The following is a 19,062-nucleotide window of genomic DNA, read 5'->3' on the forward strand; positions in this document are numbered from 1 at the left end:
TAGCTTTGCGCTCTTGCAACGCACCAACCATTTATTGGTTTTACAATTATTGTAAGTTTAGTTATGAGTACCGAAAACGAAGAAGTAAAATCTACTGGTGAAACCTCTCAGGATAGCACCCAGGACAAAGTTGTAACTCCTGAAAACACAGACAATACAACTGGTTCGAGCACCGAAAACACCACAGAAAGCACAGATACTAACAGTGATACTGCCTCTGAAGAGGTAAAAACTGACCCTGAAGCCACTACCGAGGTGCAAAAAGAAGCTGAGGACTCTTCCCAACCTGAACAATCTGCAGAAGAAAACGCTAGTCAACCAGAGGCAAGCAATGCTACCGCAGAAACAGCCTCTGCAGATGCTCCAGAAACAACCAGTACTTCTGCTGAGAGTACTTCGGAAACAACGCAAAGCAGCGAATCAACTCAAGAGGGCCACAAAGAAGAAGACCAGAAAGAAGAGAACCAAAAGGAGGAGGACCAAAAGGAAGAGGAAAAAGAGGAAGATTATAGTCAATATGACAAAGATGCTCTGGTGGCTTTGTCTGAACAATTGAAAGAGGAAAGTGACTTGCAAAAGGTCAACCGAACCCTTAACAAAATCAAACCTTTCTTTGACGAAATCACCAACCTTGAGCGTGAAGAAGCACTTGAGAAATTCAAGGCAAGTGGCGGTGATGAAGGCGACTTTGAGTATAAGCAAGACGAAAATACACAAGCTTTTTATAACAACTACAAAGAACTCAAAAGCAAGCGTAGCCAGTTTATAGCTCAGCAGGAAAAGCAAAAAGATGAAAACCAAAAAACTAAAGAGCGTTTGCTCGAAGAAATAAGGGCTTTGGTTGATTCTGAAGAGAGCCATAAGAGTATGGAGGAGTTTAAAAAACTCCAGGAACAATGGAAAGCCGTTGGTCCGGTGCCTCCTGCCCAATCTAAAAGCCTGTGGGCAAGTTACAATGCCCTGATGGAGCTCTATTATAACAAGAGAAGCATCTACTTTGAGTTAAAAGAACTTGACCGACGCAAAAATCTGGAGAAAAAACTAGAGCTTTGCGAACGCGCCGAAAAACTTGCCGAAAGCTCTTCTATTCAGCAAGCCATCAAAGAGTTGCACGAGTTGCACAACGACTACAAGCATATAGGACCCATTCCAAGAGAAGAACAAGACAAAGTTTGGGCACGTTTTAAAGCTGCTTCTGATATTATTTACAACAAAAACGTGAGTACTATCAGGAAATGAAGCAGAAAAAAGACGAAAACCTTGCCCTTAAACTTGCCCTTTGTGAAAAAGTAGAGCAAGAGTTTGCGGGTTATCAGTCTGAAAAAATTGCTGACTGGAATACTAAAACCAAAGAACTGCTCGAAATACAAAAACAATGGGAGGAAATACGTTTTATCCCTAAAGAAAAAATCAAAGAAGTAAGCAAACGTTTTTGGGGAGCTTTCAAATCTTTCTTTCACAACAAAAACAACTTCTTTAAAACCGTAGAACAGTTTAGAGAAGAAAACCTTGCCAAGAAAGTAGCACTTTGCGAAAAGGCAGAAGAACTGACTGCCAGCAATAAGACCCCACAAAAAGTGGCACAGGAACTCAAAGACCTGCAAAAAGAGTGGAAAGAAATTGGACCAGCTCCTGCCAAACAAAAACAAGCGGTATACGAGCGTTTCAAAAAAGTATGTGATGCCTTCTTTGAAAACCGCCGCAAAGAATACCAGGTACAGGAAGAAGAGTATGTGGTAAACCTGGGGAAAAAACAAGCGCTATGTGCCAAAATAGATGCGCTGGAAGGCGATGAACTGAAAGCCATTGATGAAAAAGCCCTGGAGGGTTTTGTAAACGAATGGAAGCAAATTGGTTTTGTGCCCAAAAAGGACAAAAAATCCATTGAAAAGCAGTTTGAAGCCTCAGTGTATGGAGTCATCAAAAGAATACCAGAGCTTGAAGACAGTCGCAGAGAAGCCTTGTCTGGTGCCCTGGATGTGGTGATGGCAAGACTTAGCCCTAACGCCTCTAAAAAGCTAAACCAAAAAGAAGGAGCCATTCGTAAGAAAATATCTAAGTTAGAAAACAACTTAGATACACTCAAAAACAACTTAGGATTTTTTGCTAACTCTAAGAAAGCAAACAAGTTAAAAGAAGATTTTGAGAAGCAAGTGGAAACGGCTGAAAAAGAATTGAATAGTTTGAAGAAGCAATTGAAAGCTCTTAAGAAAGCTGAAAATAATTCATAAATTATGAAAAAAATGTAGTGCAAAGCTTGGAGAGAACAGGTTTCTATTCTACCTTTGCACCGCATTTAAAGAAAACAGAGCAAGCCTCCTTAGCTCAGTTGGTAGAGCAACTGATTTGTAATCAGTAGGTCGTTGGTTCGAGTCCAATAGGAGGCTCTTATAAAGTATATGTTTTCTATAGCCTGTTTTTAATTAAACAGGTTTTTTTAATGCAAAAAGAAAAGGAAGTACAAGCCTCCTTAGCTCAGTTGGTAGAGCAACTGATTTGTAATCAGTAGGTCGTTGGTTCGAGTCCAATAGGAGGCTTTTTTAAATACTTATTCTTCCTTTCATTTCAAAAGGCAACAAGCCTCCTTAGCTCAGTTGGTAGAGCAACTGATTTGTAATCAGTAGGTCGTTGGTTCGAGTCCAATAGGAGGCTTTTTTAAGATACACTACAACCTGTTTTAGTATTGCTAAAACAGGTTTTTTTGCTTTAGCAATGCTTTATTTATCCACCCCTCTAGTGCATTAGGGATTAAATAAGTTGCTTATTAATTTGGATGAATTAACTACGTTGAGCTCGCGAAAAGCTCGGTTTTGTTTTCTGACGAGTCGTGAAAATGGCGGATAGTTCGCTTTCTGAATTCCGATGCATATCGGAACCTTAGCTATCTAACTTTTTTACGAGGAAGTCAGGGGATAAAAGCTCACAGTCCCGAACTTGATTCGGGGACGCCAAATAATATGTGAGTAACTTAGTCCCCGTTGTACTAGTACCTTAAACATTAAGTAAATGCGCTATTAGCTGAAGCAGAGCTCGGCACAGTAGAACTGTAGCCTCGGTTATTTGGGATGAGTTTTGTTTTCTGACGCACTTCAAAAATCGCGCATAGCCTTAGCAAGTTTTTTTTAAGTAAAGTCAGTGGGCAAAAATCGCCGAAATAACGGGTTAGGTATTTAGTATTTAAGGTACTAGTGGAGTTTACTCAAAAGCACTTGGTAGCACTACATAAGCTCATTAAAATAAAACCTGTATTTACCTGGTGGTGCTAGTGGCGTGCTAAGGGTAAACCAAACTATTCCTTGCGCGCTCAATGGGCAAAATAAGGTGCCATGTCTACTTTTATAGGTATACAGCGAGACAAAATAATTGTAATAAAGCAATGAAAACTTCATACCTGCTGCCTTTGGTTTTTATGCGAAGCTTTACCTGCCAAATACCGCCCCAAAAAAACAATAAAAAGCAAGCAAAAAAACGTTGATTAAAGCGTTTGAGGGTAGTTTTTCGAGCTTATAGATAAGTCGCTGAATTTTAGGCGAAAAAGATCAAATATATCACCTAAAAAAACGTTTTTTTGTTGGTGAAATCACCTTAAATTTATTATTTTTGTAAACGATTAAAACAAGAAAACAAGCCTCCTTAGCTCAGTTGGTAGAGCAACTGATTTGTAATCAGTAGGTCGTTGGTTCGAGTCCAATAGGAGGCTCTTTTTAGACCCTTATTTCAAAGTCTGTTATTCACCAAAACAGACTTTTTTGGTTTAAAATATTTTCTTACTTCTTTCATTACTTATGAGCAATAAAATCGCAGTTATAGTTTTTACCTTTATTACCTCCCTCTTTCTTACCACAAGCTGCATGCCTCCCCGGTGCAAAGTTTCACAGTGTCATGTAGTCATTGACCATAGCCACCCTACCAGGGGAACTTTCAAGTCGAAAACCAAATCAGGTAAACTCTTTACCTCTTCGGGCATGCGCCGAAACAAGGTAGTAAGAGGAGTACCCTGGTATAAATACATGTTCAGAAGATCTTACAAAGCAAAGTCTGCCAAGGGCAGGTACAGAAAAATAGACACCAGAGAAGCATACGATTAAGTAATATCAAGTGCAAGTAGTGTATTCTCTACACAAACATATCATCATTTTCAGGAAAAAGATACACAAACTTTAGGGTTTGTGATCAATTAAGATAACAACAAAATTATTTAGACAATATGCTGGAATCTTCAAGTAGAATAATCCCCATTAATATTGAGGATGAAATGAAGAGTGCCTACATAGATTATGCTATGTCGGTGATTATTTCGCGGGCGTTACCAGACGTTCGCGATGGCTTAAAACCTGTACACAGAAGGGTACTGTATGGAATGTCTGATTTGGGTTTGATGTTTAACAAACCTTTCAAAAAGTCAGCACGTATCGTGGGAGAAGTATTAGGTAAATATCACCCACATGGAGACGCTTCAGTGTATGATACAATGGTAAGGATGGCCCAACCCTGGTCGCTTCGCTATCCTTTGGTTGACGGACAAGGTAACTTTGGGTCGATTGATGGTGACTCGCCTGCAGCAATGCGTTATACCGAGGCACGCCTGAAGCGTGTAGCAGACGAACTGTTGTCTGACCTGAACAAAGATACAATTGACTTTCAGCCAAACTTTGACGAATCGCTCAAAGAACCAACGGTATTGCCTTGTAAAATACCTCATTTGCTCATCAATGGTACTTCGGGCATTGCCGTAGGTATGGCTACCAACATGCCTCCTCACAACCTAACCGAAGTAGTAGATGGCATTATTGCTTACCTTGACAACAACGACATTACAGTCGAAGAACTTATTCAGTATATTCCTGCGCCTGACTTTCCTACCGGGGGAATCATTTATGGCTATCAGGGAGTAAAAAAAGCCATGCTTACCGGGCGAGGCAGAGTAGTAATAAGAGGAGTAGCAGAAATAGAAACCACCAAAAGCGGCAGAGAACGCATTATTGTGACCGAAATACCTTATTTGGTAAATAAGGCGAACTTGATTGAGAAAACCGCACATTTGGTACAAGAAAAGAGGATAGAAGGCATTTCAGACATCCGCGATGAGTCTGACCGTACCGGAATGCGCATTGTATATGAACTCAAGCGGGATGCTGTACCAATGGTTACGCTCAACCAACTGTACAAATACACTGCATTACAATCGTCGTTTGGGGTAAACAATGTGGCGTTGGTCAAAGGGCGACCTGAAATTTTGAACCTGCGCGATATGATTTACCACTTTGTGGAGCACCGCCACGAAGTAATCTACCGTCGTACTCAGTTTGAGCTAAAAGAAGCCAAAGCCCGTCAGCACATTTTAGAAGGTTTGCTGATAGCCTTAGACAACATCGACGAAGTCATTACCTTGATCAGGGCGTCGAAAGATGGAGAAACCGCCAAAAATGCTTTGATAGAAAAGTTTGAACTGTCGGAGATTCAGGCAAAAGCCATCCTTGACATTCGTTTGCAGCGTCTTACAGCAATGGAGCGCGACAAAATTGTGGCAGAGCATAAGCAAATCTCTGAGTTGATCAAAGAACTGGAAGCGATTCTGGCCGATAAGCTGTTGAGGGTAGACATTATCAAAGAGGAGCTTACAGAAATGAAAGACAGGTATGGCGATGCCCGTCGTACCGACATTGAGCACATGGCTGATGACCTTACCGACGAAGATATGATTCCGGTAGAGGAAATGGTCATTACTATTTCTCACTTTGGCTATATCAAGCGTACTTCTCTAGACGAATACCGTACCCAAAACAGAGGCGGGGTAGGGTCGAGAGGTACTTCTAAAAAAGACGACGATTTTACTGAGCACTTGTTTGTAGCCTCTACCCACGATTATCTGTTGATTTTTACCAACTCTGGTAAAGTGTTCTGGATCAAGGGGTACAACATTCCGGAGGTTGCCAAAACAGCCAAAGGACGCGCCATCCAAAACCTTTTACAAATGGAAAAGGGAGATAGCATACGCGCGGTAATCAATGTGAAGCAATTGCAAGATCCCGACTACAACCAAAACCATTACCTGGTAATGTGTACTGAGAAGGGAATCATCAAGAAAACCAGGCTTGAAGCATTTTCAAGACCTCGTCAAAATGGTATCCATGCCATTACCATCAACGAAGATGATCAATTGTTGGATGTAAAATTGACCAATGGTGAAAACAATATTATTCTTGCCATCCGTAGTGGTCGTGCCATTCATTTTCACGAAGATCAAGTAAGAAGCATGGGACGAACCGCGGCTGGGGTACGTGGCATTACACTTGATGGCGACGACAACCGAGTAGTGGGTATGGTATGTGTGGCAAGAGACGATGCCAGCTTGTTGGTAGTGTCTGAAACTGGTTATGGTAAGCGTTCTTCTATTGAAGATTACCGCATTACAAACCGAGGTGGAAAAGGGGTAATTACGATGCAAATTACCGACAAAACAGGACGTTTGGTGGCTATCAAAGAAGCGGTAGATACCGACGATTTGATTTTGATTACCAAAACCGGACTTGCCATTAGAATGTCTATGTCGGACATGAGGGTAATGGGTAGGGCTACTCAAGGGGTACGTCTTATTAAACTACACGAAGACGACAGCATAGCATCGGTGGCAAAAGTAGACGCAGAAAGCTTGCTAAGCGATGACGAAGAAGGTGAAGAAGGCAGTGTAGAAGGCGAAGCAACTGTTGTTGCGGCTGCTACTGACGGAAATGAAGCAGAAAACACAACAGAAACTTCTGAAGACAAACCTGAAGGTGACGAAGATAAAGACGAAGATGCATAAGCAAGTCGGCTTTTTATCTGCCAGGTAAAAATAAATAAAAAATGGCGAATAGATTTCTATTCGCCATTTTTTGCTTTAGAAACTTCAAGTCAGATTGATTTATGTGGTTTTTTTTTGAGCTGTTTTTAGCTATTAGCCTTTTTTTGAGCTACGATTGGCTTTTAGCCTTTAGCTTTTTTTTGGCTGTTTGTAGAGAGCTATTAGCCTTTTCTTGAGCTACGATGGACTTTTAGCCTTTTTTTGGCTGTTTGTAGGGGGCTTTTAGCCTTTAGCTTTTTCTTGAGCTATGATGAGCCTTTAGCTATTAGCCTTTTCTTTAGCTACGATATAGTTGAGCCTTTGTTTAACTGTTTGTAGGGAGCTTTTAGCCTTAAATTATCATATTTGCGAATTAGTTAGAAGTTGGCAACCCATAGTTTTGACTGCGCTTCGCGCCCATTCGTAATTCTCTCATTCGTAATTAAAAAGCTTTGCGCCCATTCGTAATTCCCTCACACAGAGTTCCCTATGGTCAATTCGTAATTCGTAATTCTCTCATTCGTCATTGAACAATTCGTAATTTTCTCATTCGTAATTCCCTCACACAGAGTTCCCTATGGTCAATTCATAATTCGTAATTCGTAATTCTCTCATTCGTAATTAAAAAGCTTTGCGCCCATTCGTAATTCCCTCACACAGAGTTCCCTATGGTCAATTCATAATTCGTAATTCGTAATTCCTTCATTCGTAATTGAACCATTCGTAATTCTCTCATTCGTATTTGTGTACGTTCAGAGACTAAAATACAATTAAACTCGAAATAATCGTTATATTTGCCGAATCTTATTGGAAAATATTGAATGTATATAATTGTTTAACAGATGAAAAAAATCGTTTACGTTAGTTTGTTGTTGAGTTTAGTGGCAGCTTTTCCTTTGAGAGCGCAATTAAGCTCTGCCATTGCAAATTATAACAGCAATAAATTTGACAAAGCTAAAGAAAAAATTGACGCTTGCCTAGAGAGCGAAAAGCTTAAAGGAAAGTCCAAAATGTGGTATTACCGTGGCCAAGTATACACGGCAATTGCCCAAAACCCCGCCAAAATTTTTGGTGCGTTGAAAGCCGCTAATCCAGACGCTATATTTGTTGCTTACGAAGCGTTTAACAAAGCCCTGGAGCTGGAACCTAAGAAAAGAGGTTACTACAAAGATGCAGCAAAAGCGTTGAAAACCAACTTGCACCCTACTGCCATTAACCAAGGGGTAGAAATGTACCGCGCAAAAAAATATGATGCTTCGGTAAAAGCTTTTGAGTTGGCACAAAAAACCAACGACCAATCTTTACTTCCTTTTGTATATGGTGGTGATGTGGCGCGTGAAGCTAAAAACAAAGAAAAATACGAAGCCGCCTTGAGGGGTATCATCAAGTTTGAGCCAAGTGCTTTTGAAGCATTATTGAAAAAAGAAGAACTGGCAAAGCTACAGGATGCTGAGGCAAAAAAAGTCCGTTTGACTAAAGAAAAAGCCAACTATTATGCAGCGTTGGTGTTTCACTTGCGCGAAACCAAGCAATACGAAGAAGGGGTAAAGGTAGTAGAAGAAGGAGTAAAGCTTGCGCCTAACCACGAAAACCTGCGAGCTTTGCAAGTAGAGTTGTACGTGAAAACCAATAAGTTAGACGACGCCATCAAAAACCTTGAGAGTGCCATTGATAAAAACCCCAAAGACGTAGGTAACTATGTAAACCTGGGCATTATTTATGACAAAGCAGGTAAAACCGACAAAGCCGAAGCTACTTACGAAAGATGCCTTAAGGTAGACTCAGAAAACTACAAGGCTAACTTTAACCTTGCCGTACTTCAGTTTAACAAAGCTGCTAAGATTTTGACCGAAATTGATAAATTAACGCTTCCTGAGTACAACAAGCGTGGTAAAAAAATGGAGCAAGAAGCTGTAGTTGCTTTCAAAAAAGCATTGCCTTATTTTGAAAAACTAAAAACAAAAAAGTCAGACGATATGAGTGTATTGCGTCCATTGGGTAAAATTTACAACTTCTTGTCGCGCAAGTCTAAAACTGACAAAAAGATGTACACTACCAAATACAAAGAAATAGAAAAAGCCATTAGTGGTGAGTAATCACTTGGCGCTTGTGTAATAATATTATTATACAAAAAAACGGTCACTACCTCCTGTGTTGGTCTTAAGGCTTTAGCCTGACCAACACAATGCTACTATCATTGCTTGATTTCTAGGTCTGTTTTGCTTATAAAAAAGACAGACCAAAAGCGTGGTTAATAAGGTAGTAGTGAGGCAAGGGTGGTGGTCTGCTGCGCTTAAGACCACCACCCTGAGAACTAGTTATTTGAGATGGTTGAACAACTAAAATATTTAAAATAAGTAGTTCTAGTGTTTGCTGCGTAACTTGAGTTATTATACAAAAAAACGGTCACTGGAGGTTAACTCTGGTGACCGTTTTTTTTGTGGGTGGAGGAGACAAATAAGGAAAGGAATGGTACTAAATCGTTGCCATTACCCGTACACTATTGTATGTCTACATCTAAAAGCCATCACCAAGCTTGTCCCCTCCTCTTGGTCTTAAGCGCAGAGGAGGGTAACGATAGCGAAGAACGTGCATTGTGTTGGTCTTGCCATTAAGACCACTACAAGTGAGTTTGTATGGGTTTTCAATCAGACCTGTTATGATACTAAAACAAACTAATCTTGGTGCGCCGCATGGGTTGACTTATGATTCAGGAAAGTCAGGTAGAAACCGAACCCGTCACCGTTGAGGTCTCTAACTACGGTTTTTATAAGTTGCTAAAAATCAACGTGATAGAAAAAGTATAGTTACCTGTGAACCGAATCTACCGCAGTTTGCTGTGATGAGCTCAACGCAGTTAAACAGGGTCTAGCACCGATATTCATCGGTATCTAAGGACTTGCGACTTGTCGCTTAAAGCTCACCTCTATTGAGGCTTCTAATGTCCTTTTTCATTCTTCTTGAGCACCTCTACCATTTCCAACGCCTTTATTTTTGCCTCCTGACGCGACAAGTGAGCCTCCTTTTGCAAAACCCCACTTATTTGCCCTACAATCCCATTTTGTAGTCGAGGTTTATTTTGCCAATCAACCACCGCCAAACCATCGGCAATGTTTGCCCACAGTTCGTGGGTAACCCGAGCCGCCACCTCGCTACCCAACAATGCCTTCATGCTATTATAGAGCGCACGCCCACTTGCGGTGTCAAACCCCAGCCTTTTGCCTTCGGTTTGTTCGTTGATAATCTCATTTTGCATTGCAGCATACGCCTTCAGTAAGGCTGCCTGCCCTATGCGTTCGTTTTGGTGTTGCTTTAGCAAGTCATCGAGGCGCTCGCCCAAAGGCTTATAAAAATCAGGATTTTTGCCCATTCCGGTTTTTATAACATACCTAAGGTTGTTGCGCAGGCTCAGCTCCTGGGTAGCTGGCGATGCGTTTTGCAGCTCTTCGCGAAAGCGTTGTTTGTCTATAATAGACACAGGCTCTTCCAACAGATTGGTCACTCCTTGCGCCTCTAAGTGGTCGTTGACCATTTGCTGCAACATTTCACTCTCTATAGCGCTTATTTCTAGGTCGTTGTCTTCTTTGAACATGTTGCGTGCCCTGAGCCTTATTTCGTTAAACAAGCGAAAATCTGGTTCAAAGTGGCGGGCGCGAGGGTCGGGCAATACAATGCTCAGCGATTGATTGAACTGGTTGAGTAAAATCTTGAATGTATCGCGCACATCTATGGGCTCCAGCATTTGCCAGGCGGCTTCTACAAACGGCTCTTTTTGGTAGTGGCGATCTATTTTAGCGATGATGGGTTTGAAAAACTCCAGCAATTGGGCGTGGTGTTGCTCCAGACGGGGTATTTCTTCGGCGCGGTTTTTTAGCAAATCGTGGGGGCGCACCTCGCCCGAAAATATATCAAGGGCTTGCTGTAAGGCTTCGGCTATGCCCGTGTAGTCTACAATAAACCCGGCATGTTTGTTTTTGCGGGCACGGTTTACCCGCGCAATTGCCTGTAGCAAACTATGTTCTTTGAGGGGTTTGTCGAGGTAAAGGCACGAGGCAATGGGGGCGTCGTACCCCGTGAGCAGCATATCAGACACAATCAAGAGCGCGGTGTTGTCATATTTTTTTGCCCCCGACCGTTCCTTTTCGTCGGCATTGCCATAAGGCAACTTAAAATCTTTGATCACCTCTTTTACCTCGGTCGATGGGGTGACCCACACTGGGCGTGGGTGTTGCGGGTGCTTTTGGTTGTAGGCAAGGGTTTGGTGGTAGGCTTCGTCGAAAGCACTGCTTTTTGCCGATCCCAAACTCACAATCACCTTCGACTCAAACGAATGCTCACCTGCTTCTTTGAGTTTTGTGATGGCCTGTTGGTATTTTACTGCAGCCTCTCTGCCGCTGCACACCAGCAGTGCCTTGTGTCCATTGGGGCAAATCTTGTCGGTAAAGTGTTGTACCAGGTGCTTGCTTATTTCTTCTATGCGAGCGTCCGCGTGTTGGTACTTGCGCAACGCCGTTTGCTTTAATTTTTCTTTTTTTTCGGCAGAGGCCTCCCCAAACTTTTCATCAAACTCAAGGTCAAGTGCGTCCTTTTTTACGCTGAGCATTTCTATGCCCTGGTCGTAGAGCAAAGGCACAGTAGCACCGTCTGCTACTGCCTCGGCAATGGTGTACATGTCTATATAGTTGCCCCCGTAAAACTCGCCCAGGGTGCTTTTTTCTTCTTTAGAAATGGGCGTGCCCGTAAAAGCCACAAACTTGGCGTGCGGCATTGCCGAGCGCATAAAAGCCGCCAAAAAATCGTACTGGCTGCGGTGGGCTTCGTCTACCAACACATAGAGGTTTTCTTTGGTCGACAATTGTTGCAGTGCAATGGTTTCGTGGTGTACCTGGTGCCAGGCACCATCTACCCAAGCCTCGGTGGTTTTTATCAATTGCCCGTCTTTAATTTGCCTTTTTATCCGTTGGTTGCCCAGTTCTTCTTGAGTGGTTTGGTCGGGGGTTGGGGCACCCGTGGCGGTGTCGGTAGCATCTTCGCGCTCTTGAAACTTTTGCAAAGTAGTGGTGACAATACCGCCGTAGTTATTGGCGAGTATGCTGCGCAAGTTGCGCACCGAGTGGGCGTGTTGTACATTGCCAAAACCCGCATTGCGAAAAGTATTGGTAATTTGCTGGTCAAGGTCTTGGCGGTCGGTCAATATCATAATAGTAGGATGTTGAAACCCATATTCAGGTGCCAATAGCTTGCGACTGAGGTAGGCCATCGTGAGCGATTTGCCGCTGCCTTGGGTATGCCACACCACCCCGCCCTGGTTTTGGCGCAAGCGCTCTATAGTTTTGTTTACGGCACGTATTTGCTGGTGGCGGGGCAACTTCTTAATCGTTTGGGTGCCCGCTTGTTCAAACAATACAAAATGCCGCACAAAATCGAAAAAGCGGCTGGGGTGAAACAAAGCCTCCAGTAGTTTTGCCTGGTCGTTGGGCAGGTGGGCAGGCAAGGGATCGTCGGGGCGTACCCGCAAACGCGCATAAAAAGCAAAAGGGGCTTCTATGGCGCCATAATGTGCCCCGTCTGCCCACAGTCCCACGCATAGTTGGTTGTAATAAAAAAGCGGGGCTACGTTGCGTTGGTAGTATTGTAGGTCGTTAAACGCACTTTTGGCAGCATCGTGTAGTTGGGGGGCTTTGCACTCCAGTACCGCCAGCGGCAACCCATTGACAAACACCACCAAGTCGGGTATACAAGTGAGTTTGCCTTCAAACTTGAGTTGGTTTACCACCAATAAGTCGTTTTGGTACACATCGTCGTAGGCGATATAACGCACCGGGCAAAACGCTTCTTTGCCGTTGATCACTTGTTTGACTGTATAAACGTCGTGGTGAAGGTAAGCTTTCCAGATGTTTTGGTTAATCTCCATCAGCGATGTTCCCTGCACCGAAGTAATTGCCTGAAATGCTTTTTCGAGGTTGGTATCGTTGAGCCAGGGGTTGAGTTTTTTCAGCGCTTTCCGCAGGCGCGAGGCTATCACTACATCGGTGGGGTAGTCGCGTTCGTCGTGGGTGTGCCCGTGGTAGTATTGATACCCCATTTGCTTGAACTGCTCTATAGCGGGCGCTTCGCTGAGGCGGTATTCGGCGGAGTTATTCGGCATGTTTTTTCAAAAGGATGTTTGCGCTAACAATGTAGGGGTTAATTATGAGTTTTTCAATTAAGAATGAGAGAATTACGAATGAAGGAATTACGAATGAAGGAATTACGAATTACGAATTACGAACCGACCAGAGGGAGCTCTGCGAAGCTTTTTAATTACGAATCGATCAATTACGAATTACGAATTACGAATTAGCGCGAAGCGTGGCTGAAGGCTCATCATAGCTCAAAAAAAGGCTAAAGCCCCATGTAGCTCAAGAAAAGGCTAATGGCTAAAAGCTCCCTACAAACAGTCAAACAAAGGCTAAAGGCTAATGGCTAAAGCTATACAGAGAACAAAAAGGCTAATGGCTAAAGCTATACAGAGAACAAAAAAGCTAAAAGCCCATCATAGCACAAGAATTAGGATTTGCCGCACAAGAGGGGTAGCTTGCCAGTTGATTGAAACAACACACTGCTTACAAGTTTACTTTACTTTTGTAAAAAAATATGCACATACACGGAAAAAATACTGAACAGCCAGTCAATGCTACTGAGGCGCAAGCCAAACCCAAAGAAGCGGGTACCCACCAATCGCCGCAAGGCAAAAATGCCCCCCTACAGGCAAAACAACGCCCCTTGCAACGCCACCAAGACCCACCACCGCATAACGCCAAGCACCAGCCTGTACAGCGCAAGGCGGCAAAAAAATCGGGAGACATCGCCCAAGTCATGGGGCAACAATACGGGGTTGATACTTCAGGGCTAGAGTTTAACCACAATTCGTCGTTTCCGGGCAAGGTGGGGGCTGAGGCTACCATACAAGGCAATAAGATTGACTTTGCCCCGGGCAAAGACTCTGAGGCAAACATTAAACACGAAGTGGGGCACGCCATAGACAACGCCAAACACGGTACACCTAAAGGCGACAAGGTGGTGAACGGGCAAAAAGTAGACACCACCCGCGAGGCGGCAGCTGACAAGATGATGAATGCGCCACTGCAGCGCAAGGAGGCAACAGATAATGCCCCACAGGTTGGAAAAACGGAAGGGGCATTGCAGCTTAAAACAGCCGATGAACTTCTTCCAAGGGTAAAGACCCTGGAAAGGTATAATGCCAGGGTTTTATTAAGGTCGGGGGCAAACATTCGCCTTACTTTTAGCCTGTTTACTGGGTATGCTTATCAAATAAGCCTTGGTGGTACTTCGCCCGACAAAGCAGATGCTATCAAGCGTATCTCTGGATTTATTGCTGAGTCGGGAATCGGTGCAAGTGGTTCTTCTGATTTTATGTCAAAGAAAGACATAGAAGCATTGGCAGAAGAGGCAGAAGGAGGCATTGGTATAGACCGTGCTGGAGTAACTAAGGGCAGCCTTGGCGAGCAAGCGCCAACTACGGGTAGGCTTAAAAAAGGTCAAAGAAGCGTAAAAGACAAAATAGCTTTGGTAAAAGGTAAGTTTGAGCCTTATTTGGTGGCAGTCAATTGTACTTATGGCAAAGGCAAAGCAAAGAAACAATTGACCATTAGGTACAATTTTGCCCAAGAGAGTTATGGTTATGTTACGGCTATTATAGACGAAGAGGTGTATAGTGAGATGGTGCCCGGGGGGATTCCTCGAAACCGTAAGGATAGAAGCCTTGACTATGGCTCTATGCTCGAGGATGAAACATTTGCCCATAGCAAAGGCATGGATCAAGCGCATATATTGAATGCTTTTGATCAGAACCATGAAAAAACAGGTAATAGAAACTTAATGGACATTGTTAATCAGTCGCCGCGTAATCAGACTGATGCAGGTGATGCAGCGTCGCTTGCCATGCATCGGGAACACTTTGATAGCATAGCAAAACTGGCAGGTGAAGGACCTCGTTTTCAATGTGTGCGCGATAACATGGAATATTTGAGTAGTCAGACTCGATTTGTAGCAAGGAATACAGGCAAAGGGGGCGGCTTTCTTGCCATTACTTTTGAAGATCTTGCCGCCTATTGGCGTGAACTGGGAAATGCCTATGATATTCCAGATAGCGCCGTGGCAGCTATGTTAAATCATTTTTATCAAAATCCAAAAGAAGGAGATGCCAAAAAGAATGCAAGGTGTATACAGGCGATAGAGGAACTTCAAGGAGGCGATATTCTATTGAGGGAGTAAGCTGTTGGCGCTGGGGCAGCACAAGCGTAATAGAGGGAACTACCAATGGCGCCCATTTTAGCACTTTGCAACCCCGGGATTAGTTAGCTTTTTCTCAAATATGCAAATTTAAAAGCCGCCCACAATTATAAACACTGGGGTTTGCGGATAAAATAAAGCGCAAGCTTGCCCGCAAACCCCAGTGTTCATATTGCCCCTTAAGCGGTGAAAATAAATTAAGAATTGGTCAATTACGAATGCACTCTGCACCTAAGCCAATGCATTGTAAAAATCTGTAGTTGCTTATAGAGCTGCCTTCAACTTGCCTCCATAAAGGCTACCCCACCCTTACTTTACCCGTCAGCAATTGTTGCATCAAGCCTTTTTTGAGCCCTTGGTAAGCTTCCTTTTTCTCGGCGAGCAGCTCCAGCTTTTCGTCTACTCCACCCAGGATGTCGGCAATTTCTTGTTGTTCGGCGAGGGGGGGGATCACTATAGGAAAGTGTTCTACATCTTTTTTGGTAATATTAGGATCTTTTCTGCTACTTGCTGCAAATTTCTTCCATACTTCTACTTTAGCATTTAGCCAAGCCAAAATAAATTCTGGATATATATTGTCGCTTTTTATATTCAAAGCTGATATAGCTTGATTTGTTGTAGCTTCTATTTTAAGTAAGCCTGTTCGCCCAATTTGATTGAATCCCCCATACATAGCTACCAGTACCGTATTTTTGGGTAGTAAATTACAGGATGTCTCTTTGAGTGCTAAAGAAGTGATTTTCTCTTCAGTATCTTCTATGATTGAATTGTTTAAATCTAATGTCTTAACCCAAGGAATATGTCCATTGGTAAAATATTCTTCTTGTTTACTCCTTAGAGGGGTACCACCTGCTGAAACCTTGGCTATATCCCCCAACTTCACCACCTCCCAACTCTCCGGAATCTCGCCCAAAGGCGAAGCTTTGAAGCTAGTATGCCCCAAACCACGGGTGAACAAGCGCTGCATCAGGCCTTTTTTGAGTTGTTGGGTATGGGCAAGGCGCTCGTCTATAGTGGCAATCTTTTCATCTACCGTGCTGAGAATATCGGCAATTTCTTGTTGTTCGGCGAGGGGGGGGATCACTATAGGAAAGTGTTCTACATCTTTTTTGGTAATATTAGGATCTTTTCTGCTACTTGCTGCAAATTTCTTCCATACTTCTACTTTAGCATTTAGCCAAGCCAAAATAAATTCTGGATATATATTGTCGCTTTTTATATTCAAAGCTGATATAGCTTGATTTGTTGTAGCTTCTATTTTAAGTAAGCCTGTTCGCCCAATTTGATTGAATCCCCCATACATAGCTACCAGTACCGTATTTTTGGGTAGTAAATTACAGGATGTCTCTTTGAGTGCTAAAGAAGTGATTTTCTCTTCAGTATCTTCTATGATTGAATTGTTTAAATCTAATGTCTTAACCCAAGGAATATGTCCATTGGTAAAATATTCTTCTTGTTTACTCCTTAGAGGGGTACCACCTGCTGAAACCTTGGCTATATCCCCCAACTTCACCACCTCCCAATCCTCCGGAATCTCACCCAGTGGAGAGTCTTTGTATCCTGCTCGCTTCATTATGATTGTATTTTCCTTAAAAAATCCGCAATTTTCACATCAATGTCCCGGTCGCGCACTTCAATATCGGCAATGCGTTGTTTTACCTCGTCAATGTCTACTTCGGGCTCAGGCTCGCTGGTGTCTACATAGCGCGAAATATTGAGGTTATAATCGTTTTCGGCAATCTCTTCGAGCGGCACTACGCGCATATATTTATCTACATCGGCGAGCACCTCATAGGCTTTCACTATCTTGTCGATGTGGGTGTCCAGCAATTGGTTTTGTTTTTTGCCCTCCTGGTAGTCGCGGCTTGCCTCTACTATAGCCACCCTGCCTTTTTGTGCGGGGTTTTTGTCCTTGTTGAGCAGCCATATCGCCGCCGGAATGCCCGTGTTGTAAAACAAAGCACTGGGCAAACCCACAATGCCCTCTACCAAATCGGCCTGGAGCAAAGCTTGGCGTATTTTGCCCTCGCTGCCCCCCCTAAAGAGCGTGCCGTGGGGCAACACCACCCCAGCTTTGCCGTCTTGCCGCAAAGACGCGAGCATGTGTTGCAAAAATGCGAGATCGGCGTAGCCCCGTGGGGGCACTCCATACACCAACCGCCCAAAAGGGTCGCTTACCTCTTTGGCGTAGTTGGGGGTCTTTTTTTTCTTTTTCTTTGCATCTGGGGTGCGGTCCTGGTCGTTGTTTTCTTCTTCGGCGGCATTTTCGGCGGGCGTCCACCAACCATTCATCGAGAAGGGAGGGTTGGCAATCACCCGGTCAAACACTTGCAAACCCTTTTGGGCGTCAGCGTGTCGAGGGTTGGTCAGGGTGTCGCCTTTTTGCAAGTCGGCACTCTCAAAATTGTGCAAAATCATATTCAACTTGCCAATCGCCCAGGTGCTCAGGTTTTTTTCTTGCCCAAACAAGGCAATGTCTACCACCCCGCCTTTGATGCCCTCGGGTTGGTTGGCCACGTAGCGCGCCGACTCTATGAGCATACCGCCCGAACCACAAGTAGGGTCGTATACGCGGTGTCCCGGTTGGGGCTTTATCAGGCGCACTATCAGGTTTACCACCCCGCGCGGGGTATAAAATTCGCCCCCTTTTTTGCCCGCATCATCGGCAAACTGCTTGATCAAATACTCGTAAGCATCGCCCAGCAAATCGCCCGATTCCAGGTCTTTGTTTTGCAGCGAGTGCTTGTTGAAGTGGCGCAGCAAACGTTGCAGTACCTCGTTCGACAACACCTCCTTGTCGCCAAACTTGATGGCGGTCATTACTCCTTCCAGGCTTTGGTTTTCGCGTTCTATAGCCCCAAAAGCCTTGTCGAGGGCAATGCCTATGTTTTCGGTTTGCTCGATTAAGTATTGCCAACGTGCTTCGGGGGGCATCTTAAAATATACCTCCTCTTCGGCGTCTTCGCGGCTTAAGCTTTCTTTGTCCATTTTTTGGGCTACTTCCTCTTCAAACACATCATTGGAGCGTTTCAGAAACAGTAAACCAAATATATAATTCTTAAAGTCAGACGAGTCGGTGCTGCCCCGCAATATGTCGGCAGAGTCCCACAACCACCCCTCAAGTGTCTCTAGCGTAAGTTTGCTCATATTATATCTTTTTTGTTCTTTGTGTAGTTTTAGCCTTTAGCTTTTTTTTAACTGTTTGTAGGGAGCCATTAGCCTTTAGCTTTTTTTTGATCTTGGTGTAGCTTTAGCCTTTGTTTGGCTGTTTGTATTGAGCTTTTAGCTTTTTTTTGAGCTACGTATAGCTTTAGCCTTTAGCTTTTTTTTGACTGTTTGTATTGAGCTTTTAGCTTTTGTTTAACTGTTTGTAGGGAGCCATTAGCCTTTAGCTTTTTCTTGAGCTGTTTTTAGCCTTTAGCTTTTTTTTGAGCTACGATGGGCTTTTAGCCTTAAATTATCATATTTGAGAATTAGTTAGGAATCGGTAACCCGCAGTTTCAGCTGCGCTTCGCGCCCATTCGTAATTCGTAATTCACTCATTCGTAATTCCTTCATTCGTAATTAAACAACTCGTAATAGAAGCTACCAACTTACAAGTAATGTATTTATTCAGGATTTTAAAAATTTTATGAATACTTTACTGTCACCTCGAGTCCTAATTTCGTTGAAGAATACAAGTCTCCAGACTTGTTTGCGAATGCAAAGCTATAGTTACTAAAAGCACCGATATGCATCGGCATCTAAGGACTTGAGGCTGTAAAGGCTACCGACTCCGGACTAATTAACTCCGGACTAATCACTTGTTTTGCGACTGCAAAGCCAACCCTTATGGAATACTTAAAACAGCGTGGGAGAGCTACCGACTCCGGACTAATTAACTCCGGACTAATCACTCCGCCTCGCCTGCTCCGAGCTTGTCCTCGGAGGGCAGTGTCTTCACG

9 protein-coding genes and 4 tRNA genes are annotated in these 19,062 nt (G+C 43.5%); 10 read left to right on the plus strand and 3 right to left on the minus strand.

Features of this window, described 5'->3' with window-relative positions; genetic code table 11:
* The first annotated feature begins 63 nt into the window (after window positions 1-63).
* The 9 genes from M23134_RS40625 to M23134_RS27210 all read left to right on the plus strand — a co-directional run bounded on the left by M23134_RS40625 (window position 64) and on the right by M23134_RS27210 (window position 8,919).
* Entirely contained in the window at window positions 64-1,239 is a 1,176-nt protein-coding gene (locus M23134_RS40625) for a DUF349 domain-containing protein (RefSeq protein ID WP_002701722.1), read from the plus strand.
* Window positions 1,236-2,231: a DUF349 domain-containing protein gene (locus tag M23134_RS40630; protein WP_002701724.1), complete on the plus strand. Its 996-nt coding sequence runs from the start codon at window positions 1,236-1,238 to the stop codon at window positions 2,229-2,231. Before M23134_RS40625 ends, M23134_RS40630 begins: the two co-directional genes overlap by 4 nt.
* A gap of 83 nt (window positions 2,232-2,314) precedes the next feature.
* A tRNA-Thr gene (locus tag M23134_RS27180) sits at window positions 2,315-2,387 on the plus strand.
* A 77-nt stretch (window positions 2,388-2,464) separates the two neighbouring features.
* Window positions 2,465-2,537 (plus strand) — tRNA-Thr (locus M23134_RS27185).
* A 42-nt stretch (window positions 2,538-2,579) separates the two neighbouring features.
* Window positions 2,580-2,652: transfer RNA gene (locus M23134_RS27190), tRNA-Thr, on the plus strand.
* Window positions 2,653-3,627: 975 nt separating this feature from the next.
* Window positions 3,628-3,700: transfer RNA gene (locus M23134_RS27195), tRNA-Thr, on the plus strand.
* Window positions 3,701-3,785: 85 nt separating this feature from the next.
* Window positions 3,786-4,088 (plus strand): hypothetical protein, encoded by a 303-nt coding sequence (locus tag M23134_RS27200; RefSeq protein WP_045114431.1) that lies wholly within the window; start codon window positions 3,786-3,788, stop codon window positions 4,086-4,088.
* Between the two features lie 119 nt (window positions 4,089-4,207).
* Window positions 4,208-6,805: a DNA gyrase subunit A gene (gyrA, locus tag M23134_RS27205; protein ID WP_002701733.1), complete on the plus strand. Its 2,598-nt coding sequence runs from the start codon at window positions 4,208-4,210 to the stop codon at window positions 6,803-6,805.
* Window positions 6,806-7,665: 860 nt separating this feature from the next.
* Window positions 7,666-8,919 (plus strand): tetratricopeptide repeat protein, encoded by a 1,254-nt coding sequence (locus M23134_RS27210; protein WP_002701735.1) that lies wholly within the window; start codon window positions 7,666-7,668, stop codon window positions 8,917-8,919.
* Between the two features lie 842 nt (window positions 8,920-9,761).
* Here M23134_RS27210 and M23134_RS27215 read toward each other — a convergent pair.
* Window positions 9,762-12,971 carry a type I restriction endonuclease subunit R gene (locus M23134_RS27215; protein ID WP_002701737.1) on the minus strand — a complete coding sequence of 1,070 codons (3,210 nt, stop codon included), beginning with the start codon at window positions 12,969-12,971 and terminating at the stop codon, window positions 9,762-9,764.
* 488 nt (window positions 12,972-13,459) lie between these two features.
* Between M23134_RS27215 and M23134_RS27220 the strand changes: the two genes are divergently transcribed.
* The gene (locus tag M23134_RS27220) at window positions 13,460-15,100 is read left to right on the plus strand and encodes a hypothetical protein (protein ID WP_002701739.1); all 1,641 of its coding nucleotides are present in this window, start codon (window positions 13,460-13,462) and stop codon (window positions 15,098-15,100) included.
* A gap of 316 nt (window positions 15,101-15,416) precedes the next feature.
* On the opposite strand, the gene M23134_RS27225 is transcribed toward M23134_RS27220, so the two are convergent.
* Both M23134_RS27225 and M23134_RS27230 read right to left on the minus strand, forming a co-directional pair.
* Window positions 15,417-16,691 (minus strand): restriction endonuclease subunit S, encoded by a 1,275-nt coding sequence (locus M23134_RS27225; RefSeq protein WP_002701742.1) that lies wholly within the window; start codon window positions 16,689-16,691, stop codon window positions 15,417-15,419.
* Window positions 16,691-18,265: a type I restriction-modification system subunit M gene (locus M23134_RS27230; protein ID WP_002701743.1), complete on the minus strand. Its 1,575-nt coding sequence runs from the start codon at window positions 18,263-18,265 to the stop codon at window positions 16,691-16,693. Before M23134_RS27230 ends, M23134_RS27225 begins: the two co-directional genes overlap by 1 nt.
* Window positions 18,266-19,062 lie beyond the last annotated feature (797 nt).

Origin of the sequence: Microscilla marina ATCC 23134, from assembly GCF_000169175.1 — a bacterium.
GTDB classification, from domain to species: domain Bacteria; phylum Bacteroidota; class Bacteroidia; order Cytophagales; family Microscillaceae; genus Microscilla; species Microscilla marina.

Coding starts and splice junctions, on each gene's coding strand:
- M23134_RS40625 (WP_002701722.1), top strand. CDS start 64: ATGAGTACCGAAAACGAAGAAGTAAAATCTACTGGTGAAACCTCTCAG.
- M23134_RS40630 (WP_002701724.1), top strand. CDS start 1,236: ATGAAGCAGAAAAAAGACGAAAACCTTGCCCTTAAACTTGCCCTTTGT.
- M23134_RS27200 (WP_045114431.1), top strand. CDS start 3,786: ATGAGCAATAAAATCGCAGTTATAGTTTTTACCTTTATTACCTCCCTC.
- gyrA (WP_002701733.1), top strand. CDS start 4,208: ATGCTGGAATCTTCAAGTAGAATAATCCCCATTAATATTGAGGATGAA.
- M23134_RS27210 (WP_002701735.1), top strand. CDS start 7,666: ATGAAAAAAATCGTTTACGTTAGTTTGTTGTTGAGTTTAGTGGCAGCT.
- M23134_RS27215 (WP_002701737.1), bottom strand. CDS start 12,971: ATGCCGAATAACTCCGCCGAATACCGCCTCAGCGAAGCGCCCGCTATA.
- M23134_RS27220 (WP_002701739.1), top strand. CDS start 13,460: ATGCACATACACGGAAAAAATACTGAACAGCCAGTCAATGCTACTGAG.
- M23134_RS27225 (WP_002701742.1), bottom strand. CDS start 16,691: ATGAAGCGAGCAGGATACAAAGACTCTCCACTGGGTGAGATTCCGGAG.
- M23134_RS27230 (WP_002701743.1), bottom strand. CDS start 18,265: ATGAGCAAACTTACGCTAGAGACACTTGAGGGGTGGTTGTGGGACTCT.